Source organism: uncultured Bacteroides sp. (assembly GCF_910578895.1).
Classification (GTDB): Bacteria; Bacteroidota; Bacteroidia; order Bacteroidales; family Bacteroidaceae; genus Bacteroides.
In genome coordinates, this window is the sequence record NZ_CAJTSC010000066.1 from 1 (window position 1) to 15950 (window position 15950).

General features: G+C 40.2%; 8 protein-coding genes and 1 pseudogene. 1 reads left to right on the top strand and 8 read right to left on the bottom strand.

Features of this window, described 5'->3' with window-relative positions; translation table 11 throughout:
- Positions 1-123: 123 nt before the first annotated feature.
- Positions 124-930, top strand: a complete 807-nt coding sequence (locus tag QZ327_RS12710; protein ID WP_005936653.1) for a tyrosine-type recombinase/integrase — start codon at positions 124-126, stop codon at positions 928-930.
- A gap of 7 nt (positions 931-937) precedes the next feature.
- Here the strand turns inward: QZ327_RS12710 and mobV are convergent, their stop codons facing one another.
- From mobV to QZ327_RS12750, 8 genes and pseudogenes are all read right to left on the bottom strand, one after another.
- Entirely contained in the window at positions 938-2323 is a 1386-nt protein-coding gene (gene mobV, locus QZ327_RS12715) for a MobV family relaxase (RefSeq protein ID WP_294619861.1), read from the bottom strand.
- Positions 2324-2535: 212 nt separating this feature from the next.
- Entirely contained in the window at positions 2536-3561 is a 1026-nt protein-coding gene (locus tag QZ327_RS12720) for a DUF6371 domain-containing protein (protein ID WP_294619863.1), read from the bottom strand.
- Positions 3562-3675: 114 nt separating this feature from the next.
- Positions 3676-5049 (bottom strand): DUF3987 domain-containing protein, encoded by a 1374-nt coding sequence (locus tag QZ327_RS12725; RefSeq protein WP_057250151.1) that lies wholly within the window; start codon positions 5047-5049, stop codon positions 3676-3678.
- Positions 5049-5408 (bottom strand): helix-turn-helix domain-containing protein, encoded by a 360-nt coding sequence (locus QZ327_RS12730; protein WP_057250153.1) that lies wholly within the window; start codon positions 5406-5408, stop codon positions 5049-5051. Before QZ327_RS12730 ends, QZ327_RS12725 begins: the two co-directional genes overlap by 1 nt.
- Before the next feature lie 298 nt (positions 5409-5706).
- Positions 5707-8055 carry a PIN domain-containing protein gene (locus QZ327_RS12735; protein WP_294619866.1) on the bottom strand — a complete coding sequence of 783 codons (2349 nt, stop codon included), beginning with the start codon at positions 8053-8055 and terminating at the stop codon, positions 5707-5709.
- 2 nt (positions 8056-8057) lie between these two features.
- Positions 8058-14966, bottom strand: a complete 6909-nt coding sequence (locus QZ327_RS12740; protein WP_294619868.1) for a hypothetical protein — start codon at positions 14964-14966, stop codon at positions 8058-8060.
- A gap of 19 nt (positions 14967-14985) precedes the next feature.
- The gene (locus QZ327_RS12745) at positions 14986-15222 is read right to left on the bottom strand and encodes a helix-turn-helix transcriptional regulator (protein WP_119992887.1); all 237 of its coding nucleotides are present in this window, start codon (positions 15220-15222) and stop codon (positions 14986-14988) included.
- Positions 15223-15351: 129 nt separating this feature from the next.
- Positions 15352-15537 (bottom strand): annotated as a pseudogene (locus tag QZ327_RS12750) (tyrosine-type recombinase/integrase); the annotation flags it as partial.
- Positions 15538-15950 lie beyond the last annotated feature (413 nt).

The window sequence follows — 15950 nt, forward strand, 5'->3', positions numbered from 1 at the left end:
CTCCTCATCAATACACTTCACCTCGCCCGTAGCAAGAAACTTCTCATAATAAGAACTCAATGAATTTGTAAATACCATACATTATTAATGATAGTGAATTGTTTAACTAATAATGTATCAGACATGAACATTGAAAATTTTGGAACGTATCTTCGTCAAGGGAATATGGCGGAGAACACGATTGCGGCTTATCTATATGCCGTAAAAGAGTATTATTCCCGACATAAGGAACTGAACAAGCGCAACCTGCTTGTTTATAAGACTTATCTCATTGAAAAATTCAAGCCTAAAACCGTAAATCTACGTATTCAGGCAATGAACAAGTATCTTGACTATATGAATAAATCTCGTTTGAGATTAAAATCCGTCAAGGTACAACAGCGTAGTTATCTGGAAAATGTAATCAGCAATGCCGACTACGCTTTTCTGAAAAACAAACTAAAAAAGGAAGAAAACCAAGAATGGTATTTCGTAGTTCGTTTTCTCGCAGCCACAGGTGCAAGAGTCAGTGAACTTATACAAATGAAGGTGGAACACGTGCAGATAGGATATTTTGACATCTATACCAAAGGTGGCAAGATACGCCGTATCTATATTCCTAAATCACTCCGCAAGGAAGCTACGGAGTGGCTCAATAGTACCAATCGTACAAGTGGTTATCTATTCCTCAATCGCTTTGGCGAGCGTATCACCACCAGAGGTATTGCCCAGCAGTTAAAAAATTATGCCACAAAATATGGTTTGAATGAGAAGGTGGTTTATCCTCATTCGTTCCGCCATCGCTTTGCCAAGAATTTCTTGGAGAAGTTCAACGATATTTCTTTACTTGCTGACCTGATGGGGCATGAGAGCATTGAGACCACTCGTATTTATTTGAGGCGTAGTAGTGCCGAGCAACAGGAGATTGTGGATAAGATTATAACTTGGTAAAAGCAATTTATCTGCGTCGCTGTGAGTTTTTCGTCTTCTGTTCTCCCCAAGGGAGTTCAGAAGATGAAACTCCGCTGCCTGTTCCGACATGGACTTGTGCCTGACCACCTATGGCTAGTTCAAAAGCCACTCCAAGCAGGTTGGCTTGTGCTTCATTGACTTGTTCCTGAGGCTCAAACACATCATTTATCAATTCATAGATGGTAGCTTCGTCTTTGGTGAAACTTTCCCATATTGGATTGAACCAATCAACATATTTTATAGTATCGTATTCCTCATTACCTACCTGTGTCCAAATATGCAGACTTGGATTATTATAATTAGGGATGAAATGGTGGACAAGTTCCGCTCCAGATGACAGACTGTAACGCTGAGGATTAGCCTTACGGTCGAGCTGGGCAATGCGTAAATTCAACTTATCTATAACAGATTCCTTTTCTTTGGATTGTCGGTCGGCTTTTTCTGCCATACGTATAACCTTGTCTATCTCTTTTTGATAGCCGTTCCTTAATTGTTCAATCTCTCCCCTGTGCTTTTCTTTCAGTTGAGACTTTTCAGCTATGAGGTTTTTAATCTGATTTTTGAGTTTGACAATCTGCTCATCCCTATTCGCAAGTTCTTTTTTCGCTTTAGCCAAATCCCCCTTGCCGAACCACGAAAGAATTGTGTTTTTTCCATCTTGTGCTTTTTCAATGTCTGCCTGCAATTTAGCGATGTCTTCCTCATACCGATTTATCTGCTGCTTATAGTATTCCAAGTTTGTCAAATGTTTTGCTGTAGACCCTACAATGCCACGCTGCAATCCGAATGGTTTCATGGCTGCTGCATAACTGTTCTGGTATTCGTGCAGCTTGCTACGTCGCATCACATCATCTGCCGATAGGCGTGCCCCGGACTTCGTTGCATATTTCTTCTCACCCTCACGCTTCTTGCGAAGCCGTTCTGTTGTTACAATAGGTACGATTGTGGCGTGCAGGTGCGGAGTTTTCTCGTCCATGTGCAATACACAGGAAACAAGATTTTCACTTTCGAAAGTATCTTTAAGCCATTTCAGATTGGCATCTATCCAATTATCCAACTTGCCTTCTTTGGCAATCTTCATCATCTGTTCATGTGTTCCGGTTAGGATGATGCGGATGGCTTTTGTCTGATTCTTGCCGACCTTGCGATGTAGTCCAGCATGGTCTATTCGATGTTGTACGGCATCCGTCCTGTTCTTCACTCCAGTAGGAAATGCAACCAGTTCCCGATTGAGGTGTGTCCTGTTTGCATCAGCATTGACTGGTACATATTTTTTCCCCTTGGCATCCTTCCTTTCTATATGGCATGACATACCGGAATCATTACCACTGCCACGTTGAAGGTGGCAGACTGCGTATTGCGTATTACTCATATCTTATTTCCTTTTATTGTTATACATTGATTCTTTGGTTGTAAAATCCCACCTTATGTGCCACAGGCAGCCGGGCGTCGAGAGGGCATCCCTCCGCTTATGGGCTTTTTTACTGCCACTAGGAGAGTGAAAGCGGTGAAAATGCCCTAATAAGCTACGGGATTTTACAAACCCTTTTTCAAGGACAGCGAGCTGTCCAATCCATTATTTTATCATATCTGTCTTGCATCCATCAGTTCCAACCCCAATTTATCAATGAGCGTCTGTAAAGCTGGATTGCGCTGTATCATTTTATCAAGAATCATTTGTGGAGTGTCGGTCATCAATAAAAAATCTGCAATATCCAGTCCGTTCTTGCGCTGTTCGTCTGTAGCGCATTGTTCCAGACTATCACTCAATACAACTTTAGAACATACGGAAGTGAGTAAAGCCATCTTGGTTTGCCAAACCTCTCTTGCACCCAAATCCGGGCATAGCATAACCGACCGACCTTTCAATACACTTACCACGTCAGACTTGAAGCATCCATGCATTCCACCTGTTGCCAACCATATAAATTCCGGCATATAATGGGTAGCTATCAAAGCGGATTTTTCGCTTTCCACAATAGCAACAGGTTTGGTCGGATTCTCAGATAACAGATGTTCGCCAAACAAACATTGCTTCAAATTGTAGTTTAGGAGATTCAGTTCTGTATGTACCCAACTAACATAACTTCTTGGCTCTTTTGTCCGATGTCCTGTTTCTGCATCATACAACATTATCTTCCCTGTTCGTACATTACCTTGCCAATCAATTTGCCAATAGACAGTAGAACCGCCCCACTTCTTTGATGTGCCAACATGATATAGTTGGAATATCCGAGAAGTCTCATCTTTACCCAACATCCCAGACAGGTAGATGTACAATGGATTCATACCGTAGTTAGTAAGAGTACGTTCCATTAGTTCTTTATCAATAAAAGAAGTGGGAGGTGGCAAGTATGGTTTGGATTTGCGAACTTCAACAAAACTATTCTTATTACTGTCCGCCAACATTGGATTATCATGAAAATAATCTGATGGGGTGTAATGGTATTGGCAAGATTGCTCATGGTCACATCTACCTACATAATCAGGAAAGGTTATTTCTCCTTGACTATCTATATACCTGACAAAGCATTGCTTCTTTCCACATTTCGGGCATGATTGCTTTGTACCTCGTTTATATTTTTGAAGAGAAAATCTATATTCAGTCATACTTCATCGTTTTGTTATTGCAGTTGTTGCAGTTTGCACTTTTTGCAGTTTTGCAGAAAGTTTATATGAGAGAATGTGCAAACTGCAACAACTGCAAAGTGCAAAAGGGATCGTTTATTGCAGTTTCTCATATTCACCTCGCCTTACCTTCTTGATAATTTTATTTGTAGCAAGGTTAACTAATGAATACATTACCGACCGTTCAGACAGTCCCACTTCTTTCCCTGCTTGAAGAGCATCGGCAGTAGTAAAATTTGCGGAAAGACAATCAAGCAATTCTCTCTTTTGTGGTTCAACGCTCTCTCTCAACATATATTTCTGAATGTTGATATAACAGTTCTCAAAGTATTCACTCAATGCAGTAGCTGATTTGGTTGAGTCTATATCCACAAAATCCTTGTGGACTTCATTGCAAGCCCAGCGAAGAATTTGCAAGACTAAAGCCAAACGAGCAGTAATCATAGGAGCCTTAATCACTCTGCTATCCACGAGTCCATCATCTTGGATTTGATTGACAGCTCGAATCGCCTCGTTACGCCAGTTTGTAAAATATGCTTTGGCTTCCGAAGAAAAGTCCAATATCTTTTGTGCTAACCCATTGTCTTCTGTCTCTGTAAAAGGTAAGCTAATTACCTTGTTAATGATAGATTCCCACATAGCAGAATATTTATCAAAAGATGCAGAGGATGAATCTTCATCTAATTGCCAATCAGAAATTTCTTGAGAAGATGGATATACAAAGATTATTCTATCTATCAATCCATTGTCTTTATAACCTTTCTCTATTAGTTCATGCATACGAGTTGTTTGCATCGTACCGACTATATTTATAAAGGGGTGTTCAATATGGATGGGGACAGGAATACTACACCTTGAAATATCCAGCGGTTTTCCGCTGAAGGCGGTCAATAGTTGTTCAATAAGTTGTCCTTTACTATATTGATTCACGGCATTAAACATTCCCATGATTTCATCTACATATACCACGATACCTCGTTGATTATCATCAAGCGCACGCATTAAAGCCTCCGGAGTAAAATCGGATATGATAGTTCTTCGTAAAATAGGTTTGTCTGGTAGTGGAGAGGAGTTGTCTTTTTTAGCCTTACTGTTTTCAACCAAGCTATTATAATGTTCCATATCCAATTTGAATTGTTTGATGATTTTAGCATCATGTTTTCGGATGGGACGGAATGCAAAATCTAAAGGTGGAGTTTTGCCCATTCCGGGACGACCTACCAATATCATATAAAGGGCAGAATTACTAATCCATCCACCACGAATACGGATATTGACAGCGTTGCCAATAGCGGTTGACACTGCCACCAAAAGAGAAGCCATCATGTACTCAATGGAATAATTTTCTTGCCGTGCTAAAGCCAATATCATATCTTGAATTTTGGCAGGAAAAGCATCCAAAGGAATCTTGCTTTCAAAGACCCCTTCAAATTCCATTCTGAGTGCATTGCATAAATTGGTTGAATCCATTAGAACCTGGTATTTCTTTTTGACTTTATGAATTGGGCGGCTTCATCCGCCAGTTCCTTCTGCGATTTCCGTTTGCCGTCATGAAGCCATGCGTCAATCTCCGATTTGAGAAACATGATACGCTTCCCTCTCTTATGAAACGGAATCTGGTGGCAACTCGTCCATCCGTAAACGGTCTGTTCCGCCGGATGGCTGGGTAGGTATTCGCACAGTTCTTTCAGGTTCATCCACTGGTCGGCAGGCCGTACTTGTGGGATGTTGTTCAGACTGTCAATCTTGGAATCAAGTTTATTGAGCTTGTCCATCATCCATGACATTGCCTTAGGCAAATCTTCAAATGTAATGTTCATGTCTTCCATATCGTTATTAGTTGATTTTGCTGCAAAGTAATGGCAAATTTCAATACTGATTTATGGATGGCAAATATCACATAAAGAAACATCAGCAGGTCATAAGAATCATAAACTATATGCACTGATTATCAGTGCATATAATGACAAATTCCATTATTAGATTTTTTCGTTTATGCCTCTCGACATAAGGGAATCATCATCGAATCATAAGGTTGTGAAGATAAAAATGTATAGAAACAGAAAGCCACCCACATGAAAGATGCAGATGGCTTACAGAATAAGAAATCAATGTCGCTTTCTATACTTAGCGTAAATTATTTTTTAGAAATTTCTTAAGCGAGATTGTAGTTATACCCAATAGCTTAGACTTAAGTTGTAGCCCATTGTCTGATGTAAGCATAATTGGATTCTGTTCTTTATACTTTAATGCGACTGATAATATCATATTGTCAGGTGAACGTTTATCAAAGTCATCTGGCAATAAAGAAGTATCTGCGAACTCGTATAAAATCTCATGCTGTGACTCATTATTAAGATTACGTAAAGCCTTCTCCGCGTTTTGTCTTCGTTCTTCAGTTAATTTGATTTTCATCTTATCGAGCTCATCCGTCACCTTTGCAGACAAGATGATAGGATACTTTCTGTCAATCTTAGAAATAATATCGGGATAGTCCACAAAAACATTAGTATCAATGATATAATAGTTTTTCTTTGTTATACTTAATTCCTTCTTTTTCCGTTCAAATTGAGAAAGGTCAATTTTACCTACAACTCTCAACCCTATTGTGGAGGAGACCGTTGATACTGTTTTTTCTTCAGATATAGGTTGGACTATAGGGGCTGATGATTCTGACTCTTGCAAATTAGTTCTCCATACATTTGTTTTACCATCAAACTTATCACAATTATCTATAAACTGTAATACTGTAGGTGATACAGTGTGAAATTCGTTAAGAGGCATATCTGAAATAATGAGAGTCGTACTAAGCGAACGGCTTGTTGCTACATTAAAACGTCGATCTTCTAGTGCGAAACCCGGATTCCTTCCAGGAATGTATAGAATAGCATAATCAACAGTCATACCTTGGATTCTATCTATCGTTTCGATAGTTATATCCAGTTCAAGGTCAGACGTACAGAAACGTTTCTGCAGTTCCTTTACAGAATCTCTAAAAGGTGTTATGATAGCTAAAGAACGATCAGGGTAAAATTTTTCCAGCTTTTCAATCACATCTCGTATAACAGCATCTGCTTTATCTGAATAAACTCCATTGCGGACATCTAGTGTACAATGGTAAAGTACACCGCCATCTTGTGGAAATAAGACACTATTCGCTTTGGTAAAATCTAAATAGTCTTGCTTCACAGACACAAAACGATTTCCGTAAAAGCATTTTGTAAGGGAGGCTGATCGACTCGTGAGACGGAAAGTGGTTACTATACGATAAGATTTTATCGATGTCCCCAGCACCATAGACTTCAATCCTTCAACTTGTGTTGCCACATTCCACGAATTATATTGTGGATTGTTAAGTTTCACGATAGGTGGCAACTGCATAGGATCACCTACAATTAGGCAATCAATCCCCAACTGCTTAAACGCAACTATAGCCGTGAGAAAAGCCTGAGAAGCTTCTTCTATGACTACCAAATCGTATTGTGGCAAACCATACAGAGTCATCTTCTTTTCGCTAAAAACACTTGACAACTGATAGTTTGTCGCACAGAGCATTTCGCCACCAGGAACCTGCAAGTCGGCAGAGGCAGCTTTTACACCAGACACCTGTTTGCGTTCGTCAATAGAGAGATTTGTCTTGCTGACACGACCTTCCTTCACATACTTCTGCAAAGGCTTCTGCTTTATCAACTCGATAAGACCCTTGTTCGCCATGGTGGTGACGCAGACGGTTTTGCCAGCATCAAGATACGGTGAAATCACAGAAGCGATGGTGTAACTCTTACCAGTTCCCGGAGGACCTTGTACGATACAACAATGTTCATTAGCGAGCGTGTCTATGATTGTGTCAGAAATGCCTGTTGGCTTCTGTTCATCAAATGCGAGTTCCTCGGGTGTCCATTCCTCATAATCTATAGTCGGTTCAAGGTTCAATTCATCGTTTGAAGAGAATGCATCCATATAGCTGGCAAGGTTGCGGAAATACTCTACAGGAGGAAATGGATTATGGACGATAAGTGAAAGACTTTTGCCATCAACCAACGCCTTTGACAAGATATCGTACAACTTAAAACTGAATCCAGAGCATGCAACATAGTCATAGTTGGAATCACCAGTATGAACATAGTACATTGGAGTCATGTCAGAACCAGGAGAATGAAAATCCTTATTGTCAACGAACTCATCCCAACGGCAGATCCACTCCGTAACGTGTTCACCTAATGCTTGCTTAGCACCTTTCTTAATTATGCACACGCCCTTCAGAACTTTCAAGCGTGGAGCCATACGACGAGGGCATTTGAGGATAATCATGCCTGTCTCATGCTGAATGGAATCAACATAAGCAAGCGATAATTCACCTGTCTTAAATAAGTTCCGCATCTGCGAGCGATTGATCTTTTGTTGCTCGTCGATAGCCTCTTTCACTTGGTCAGCAAAGAATGACTTATAGTTTGCAAGTTTGATATTGTCAATCATAATCAATAGTCGTTATCGTTGTAATCATCGTTACCATCTTCCGCTTCTGCCATAGCACCAACATAGTGAGCGAATACGGCATCCATATTTGTACGAGCAGCCACACGAATCAAGGTGTATGCAGTACCTTTGGCATCTTCAAGTATGCCTGTATAAAGAGCCCTTACTACATCAACCTTCTCCTTGCCGGTAATCTTGATAACAACATCGTCTTTTTCTACGAGTTTCAGAAATTCCTCGGCGTTGTTAATGTAATGGAAGTTCTTGCCTTGTCCATCAAGATAAACGCAAATCTTCCACTTGTCATCAACCATCTTATTCCATACAGAAGGAGAAATATACATCACGCCACGAGCAGCACTACAAGCATGAATGTATCTGCCATCTTTAAGTTTGTGTACAGTTACATCACTCGCATTACGCACGAACTCTTCCATTGTTTCCTCAGGCTCTGCGTGCATCTCATTTCTGAGGTTCTGGTACAGACGCAACTGAGCAAGATAGTTGGTGTCGGCAATCTGCTCTGGCTTGATGTTACATTGAGCTAAGAGGTCTATTTCCTCCCTCGTTGGTGGTAATGATTCCAGTTCAAGAGGCGTTCCATGTGAGCGAAGGCGTTCTAATTCCTTTTTGGTGAAAATCTTCGGATGCTTACGTGTACGAGGTTTGTAAGGTCTGTCACCAACAGGTTGATAATTCTTGTCCTTATCAACAGATCCCATGTACCCATTACTGTCAGGATCATAATCCTTATGAGGCTTGTTTGATGAAGCGTGAGACGTGTTAGACATATGAGTATTAGAAGACGTTGTGCTGGCATTATCCGTTGTGTCAACATCTTCATCAACGTCAGCCTCTACATCGTCTGTTTCATCTGTGTCATCGTAGTCTTCACTATCCTCTTCATCAACCTGTTCATATGTGTCATACTGACCAAGGTCATCTTCTGACTCTTCCTCTGCTGTAGATGACGTTGCTTGACCAACTAGTGATTCAGTTTGTTGCGACTGCTGTTGTGGACGAGAGTCAGAAGTTGACTGCTGCGATGCGGTTTGAATAGGTTCTTTTGGTGATGTCTCTGATTCTTCCCCAACTTCAAGTTCGTTAACAGGTCTTGACGTTACATCTTTATTTGGTGCACCAGGCTTGTCATCCTCGCAAATAGTTTTCGTATCGTCAACATGCTGATTTTCTGTTGATGTCTCTGTAGTTGCTTCAGTAGCAGAATCTGTTGGTTCATTCGTAGCATTGCTATAGTAATCGTTTTCTGTTTCGATAGGTTCTTCTTCCTCTGGCTCAACGTTGATGGTCAAATCCAACGATCTGAGATAAGCGCGGAACTTTTCATCGTATGCAAGTGAAGAGCAATACTTTTCGATGCACGCTTCTACAGAAACGCTATCATCAAGAACGTCTTCACATACATTATCATACACGTCAAAACCTACCAGTCGCTTCAATCTACTACAGAACTTTGTAAAGGTACGATTATGCTTCCATGAGCTTACATAATAAAGGTGGTTGTCATCGTTATAGATACGCTCCACATCATTATGTATAGTGTCATAACCGAGGTCTATCTTTTCACATACAACAAAATGATACTGCGACAGCTTTGTATTATAGCGTTCGTAGAGTTCTTGGAATCGATCTGGGTTCTCGATAGCCGACAAGATAAGCAGACGAGGTCTGAGTATGGCAACCATATCAGCTGTTTCATCTTGTTTGCCTATAGGTGTTGCCACAAAATCAGAACTTGTCAGACATTTTATCTTCAGCATGTTGCAGACCTTGACAAACGAATCTGTATCATAAGGGAAAGCACTTGTCTGCATAACAAACTCATCGCCACGGAAGATATTCCTTTCCTGTGTCGCATCTGGATGGATAGCATAAAGTTCCGTAATATGCTTCTTCTGCCCCTTACCATTACGCCATTCTGCAGTTGGCGTTTTACGATAGTTGTCAACCAAAGTCTCATCTTGAATAGGCGAAGACAGCATCCAATTAATCACTATACTGCGGAAATTAGTTTCTTCCTCTCTTGGATGCGTAACACGAGCAAGGTAATAAAGGCAATCTTCAAAAGAGAGAGCTTTACAGAAGTTGATCTTCTCAAATAATTCACGAGCATCACGATTGTCAATAGAGTCAACAATAGCTTTGCAAGGAACCTTCTCTTGCCATTGAGGTACCTTGGCACGAACAGCATAACCAGCTATGTGAGGTGTATACAACAACTCCGGCTTTTGAACAGAATTCTCTGTTGGTATGCACACGCGGTTATTGAAACATCCATCTTCTACCCAGGATTCATATTCGACCAAGCGACGAGAGAAACATTTCGACCAGAAATAACAAGCAAATGTGCGGTTTGCGAGATACTTCAAGTCCTCTCGCGTCATATTCTGATGCACGTTCTCCGCCTTGAAATATTGTTTGATGATATCCTTGTTGCCTTCGAAAATGTAAGTGTCTGAAAGATACGACAATTCAGACACACCATTTGCCTCAAAGTCGCACGTTGGAGAATATTCTGTTCCAAGTGTCAGCTCATGAGCAAACTTGTATGTCGTTTCATTCGACTTGACCAGATACTTTATCTGCTTACGAAGTGTGTCATTTATGTCATACTCACTCTGTATCTTGGCTACTTCACGTACAAACTGAATGTGAATGTCTGCAACGCTATTCTCATCAGCAGTAAACTTTGCAAGATAATCCTTAACCTTTGCGTCAATCCACATTTGCTTTGTGGTAATGAGATTGCGATTACCGTACTCTTCAGAGATAGCATGAAGCAAGTCCTTATTTGCCTTTAGAATATCGGGATGAACCTCGTTGGCAAGAGTGATGTACTTGAATGGCTCAGATACAGAATCCTCATCCATATTGACGATTATTACCTGATCAAGAGTCTTATAACCAGCATATTGAGTGCGAACTCTCAACTGCATAATTTGGTATTTCCTTTCTGCCCATTTATCCTTCAGGTCTTTAAGGTACTTGGTCATCATCGCTACAACAGAATCCAAAGACTCTACTTCAATAGTTGAAAGCTTAGGCAAGATGTCTGAGAAAAGAATATCCTTGTTATCGGACTTAAGACCGAGTTTCCTGAACAATTTCATCCACTCTGACTTCTCGTTCTCATTGGCGGTTTCGATGTAAGACGAAGACACAAACTGCGCCTCCTTTACATACTTAGTTACCAGCGCCTCAATTTGTTCTTGCTGATAGGTGTCAGAAATGTAAAGCGATACACAATTGATAAGCGCGTTGTTATTGTCAAGCAACGGAATAGTCTTAAACTTATCAACAGATGCAATTTGCTTCTGGTTTACCTTTACCCATCGCCAGAAATCAACGTTATTGTTTATAACATTAACCGATTGACGCAAGTTTGCGTTCTGAGCAAGAATGTCAGTTGTAGTATTGATGTCAAACTTCACAATCTTGAACAGCTGACGCATATCCTGAGAGAAATAATCGGTATATTTCTGTGAGAGCACAACATACATCTTCGGACACCATGCTTTCTCGCACAGAATCTTTGCGTCCTCGTTGTATTCGATATACTGGATATTCAGTTCCCTTGCTCTTACTATGGTTCCGTCATAGGCAAGTAAAGGCATATCCTTGATGTCGTTGAAACTCATAGTATCATCAAAGAGTCTGTCTGCGTCACGCTTCAGGTATTCCAAGAATGTGAGCATAGTTGCCTCGTCAACAAGACCGGCATAGATAACTGCCTTGTTCTTGATTACAACATCTGTGAAGAACGACTTGTCTGTGAAGGTCTTAACGCCAAACTGCTGACGCAAGAACGATTCCAGTTTCTTTACCTCTTCCTTCTCACGACCTTCAAAGTAATCATTCGATAGAGCATACATCATGCTATCCTGCAACCAAGCATGATTGATATTGTCAGCATAGGTGCTGTTCTGAGCATACGCATCCTGATTGAAGTATCGCACGTCATCGTTGCAAAGATATACCTCATTTTTGTGGATGTCAACACAACGCAAGACATAATCCTTGAAAACGTTTTCCTTCAACTGCGCTTCACAACCGTACACATATTCAACAAATGCTTTGTTGGCGGCATAATTGTTTTCTATGGCAGCGTTTACTTTTGCTCGGAAATCGGCATCGCCAACTATGACAGTCGTGATGAAGGAGTCCTTGGTAAATTCGTTGAATCCAAGGTTAGCAAATATTGCAGTTATATTATCTTTCTCGTCATCAGCCAGGCTGTCAAAATAGATATGCGATAGTACGTTGATAACATTCTCGCCCAACCATTTCTCACGTATTAAGCCATGAGCTTCTTCGTTGAAGAAGTAGTGATAATTGGTATAGTCGGTACTTGCACCACCATCCTCGGTAATGTACGGAATCTTTGTCTTGTTAGCCTTTAAATCAACTTCCTTTACTGCAAGATAACGATAGAATGCAACAGAATTGCTTGGTACGTTAAGCAACACCATAGCATCCTCATTGGATAGAATGTAATCTGTAATCATAGACGCAGCAGAGAAAGACAGGAAATACTTGTCTGCAAATGATTTCCAATTTTCATCTCCCTCAAAATTTGATCTTGATGCCTCGCAAAGATGCGGTACAAATCTACGCAAGAATCCTATTCCATTACAATTCGTGTCAAAATCATAGTAGAGACTTCCTGCTGTAAACAAATCGCCTTTGTATTCAATAAATATATTTTTCTTCGCAAACTCGTTTAGTTCATCCTCACTCAACCAATGTCTAATAAATCGTGTATTGTTTTCGGGAACTTTCAACCATGTCTGGAAATCAGTTTCCTCACATTTCTTTACAACAGCATCAACCTTTACACCAAGGCTCGAAGGAGAATGCTTGTACAAGAAATCCATGAATGCCTCCGATTGTCTTAACTCGTCAATTGGCAAGGAGTAGTCACCCAACTCCATAAGAATTATGAAGTCTTTGTCTGAAATGACTCCGTTCGCTGTCATGCCAGTCATGTCGTTAATAATATTGTCGATGCATTCAAATGTTTGTTCACCATCCTTATCCACGCATGGAACAAAGGACTCTTCTTTTATGAGCTTTTCAAATTCTTCCTGGAATTCCTCTATAAACGTCTTATACACGCGTCTCTTCTTGCACTCATCAAAGTCTGGGATAAGTGCAAAGATAGAGTCAAGGTCGTATTTTTTGCTTTCAATAAGCTGCTTGATCCAATAAAAGAACTGTTTACCTGCAATACGAGCAATAACGTGATTGAGTTCGATATCCTCAATATCATCACGCTGTCCGTTGGGCACCATATCGGTGTTCATTAGGAAATTGAAGCCCCAATCAGCCCGCTTTGCTGGCAGATAGCAATAAAGCATGGCATCATCAACTGGCATCAACTTTCTTTCAGCTTTCTTGCACGCAAACTTTACCGCAGTCTTACGGAAGTTCATGTACTTCTCAGGTATTTTCTCATAACCATCCGAACGAAGAGAGTCTGAATTTTCCAAGACATCGTTTATCTTATCTGTAATGTCCTCAGGAATATCATCTACAAGAGAATCTGATACACACCAGTCTTTATTGTCTTTCTCACGAACAATAGGTTCATCCTGACCATCAATAAAGATGCTAACCTTCTTGATGTTCGGGATAAACAATATGACGCGCTCTGATTCAAACACATCGGTAAACAAATCGATGTAGTTATCATCTCTGTCTTCGTCGGTAAGAATTTCCTTATCTCGTGGTTGGAGAGCGAACTTTACTCTGAACTCTTCGTTAGGATGCTGACAGAATACAGACTTGATTTCATTATTGATCTCATTATGTTCCGTCCAGATTGGCAATATCTGCCATGGTGTATTGATTACATCCGTAGCAGACTTGTCGAACCTGAATGTGTAATTACCAGTATTTAGGAGAACATAGTCGTTGTCAAGGAAAACTGTCTTAAAACCAATACCTTTGTAGCCGATGGCTTCGGTATTGTCAGACTTCTCGCCATCATTTATATCACAAATAGCTGCAATATTCTTCGGATTGAAATATTCACCTGTATGCTCGAATGTTAAGTAGTTCTCGGTAATATGGAACTCTACATCAACAGGCAAAGGTTGAATCTTACCATCAATTTTTGTACGACGAGGATAGTCGTTAGCATTCTGCAGCAACTCATAGATGAATACTTCCTTACCGCTTTGTGTAAGTTGTTTTTTGAGAGTATCAAGCGAACGAGCAATCTTCTTTGCAGCACCTGCAGGATAACGCATAATGCCCTCGTAAAGACTGCTCACAATGTCTTTGGGGTAAATTGGTGTTATTTCCTCATGCAAGTCAATACTGAACTTGAGAGGATCGGTTTCAAGCAATACCCAAGTGAACTTGTAGTATGCATAGCGGTTGAACTCCTTGTTGCTTCTGAATGAGATAGACAGATTCTTTATACCACGTTCCTTATCTTCAATCTTTGTAAAATCAGTATTACGGATATCTGTTATCGTAAACCAACCTTCATTTCTTTGAGGCGCAAACTGACCAATAAACTGATTGTTCTCAAGACGCAATCTGCGTTTGATTTTAACGACCTCCTCGGAATCTACGCATTGGGTTGCTGCACGATTGTATTGTGGTCTTCTTTGCTCTTCGTGAGATTTTGGCTTAGCTTTTTCAATTACATACCTTGTAGGTTTTTCTCCCGAGGAATCTGTCCAGAATGAAAACAATCCAGAATCTGTTAAAAATTCATAGAAATAATTGTACCCCAGATTCTTATAATTGATACCTACTTTTCCAACAGCACGTAAGAAATCATATTGGTTCACCCATTCATCACCCTTGTCAACCAGTTCAACCTTAGGCAAAGATTGATATATCTCACGTAATTTTTCTATTATTGATTTGCTGACCATATTCTATTAGATTTAGTTATTACAAGATCGTCATCATAATTTTCTGATTGTCTGTAGGTACGAGCAACTCCCGAATATCAACTTCAAGTATTCTTGTAATTTCTACTAGAGTTTCAAGAGTGGGTTGAGTTGTGTTAGTACACCATTTGCTCACTGTAGCCTGATCTTTACCTATTTGGTCAGCAAGCCACTTGTTCGTTTTCTTCTTTTCTACGAGAACTACTTTGATACGATTAATGTTTTTATTTGTTGCCATATAATTACACTCTATTGTCTTATACCTTCAAAGATACAAAATTATTTCGAAAAACAACAATATATTTATTGTGACATAAAACTATTTACGTATTTACCTAATAATTTGATTTAGAATATAAAATTATAGTCAACAATACGGTAAATCAAGCTTAATCGTCTTAGTAGCCTCTTCCTTTTTAGCATCAACAACCTTTGCATACACTTGAGTTGTACGGACATTCGTATGACCAAGCATTTTGCTAACAGTATAAATGTCTGTTCCTCCGGCGAGTTGCAGGGTTGCATACGAGTGCCTAAAACAATGAAAAGTGATAGGCTATGCAAAGAAACACAGAGAGGTAAAGATTAAACGTAAGTCGTTTGAAATGAACGGTATTTCAGCATTCTGCCAAGTAGAGAAAATGCAAACAGCAACAGAATATTGAGGTTGTTCAGTTACCAAACCGTTAGCCGGGCAGTTACCGAAACGGGAATAGGTAACGGCAGGCAATGAAAAGAAACCCTCACCGTTTTGTTGGCGCTCATACACAGTGTTTTGCATATCAAGGAACGCTTATACGGCAAGTAATTTTGCACTAAAAAATATAAGCGTATGAAAGTAGAAAAATTCAAGGTGTTGCTCTACCTCAAAAAGAGCGGACTGGACAAGTCGGGCAAGGCTCCCATCATGGGACGCATAACCGTGAACCGCACGATGGCACAGTTCGGATCTAAGCTATCCTGCAC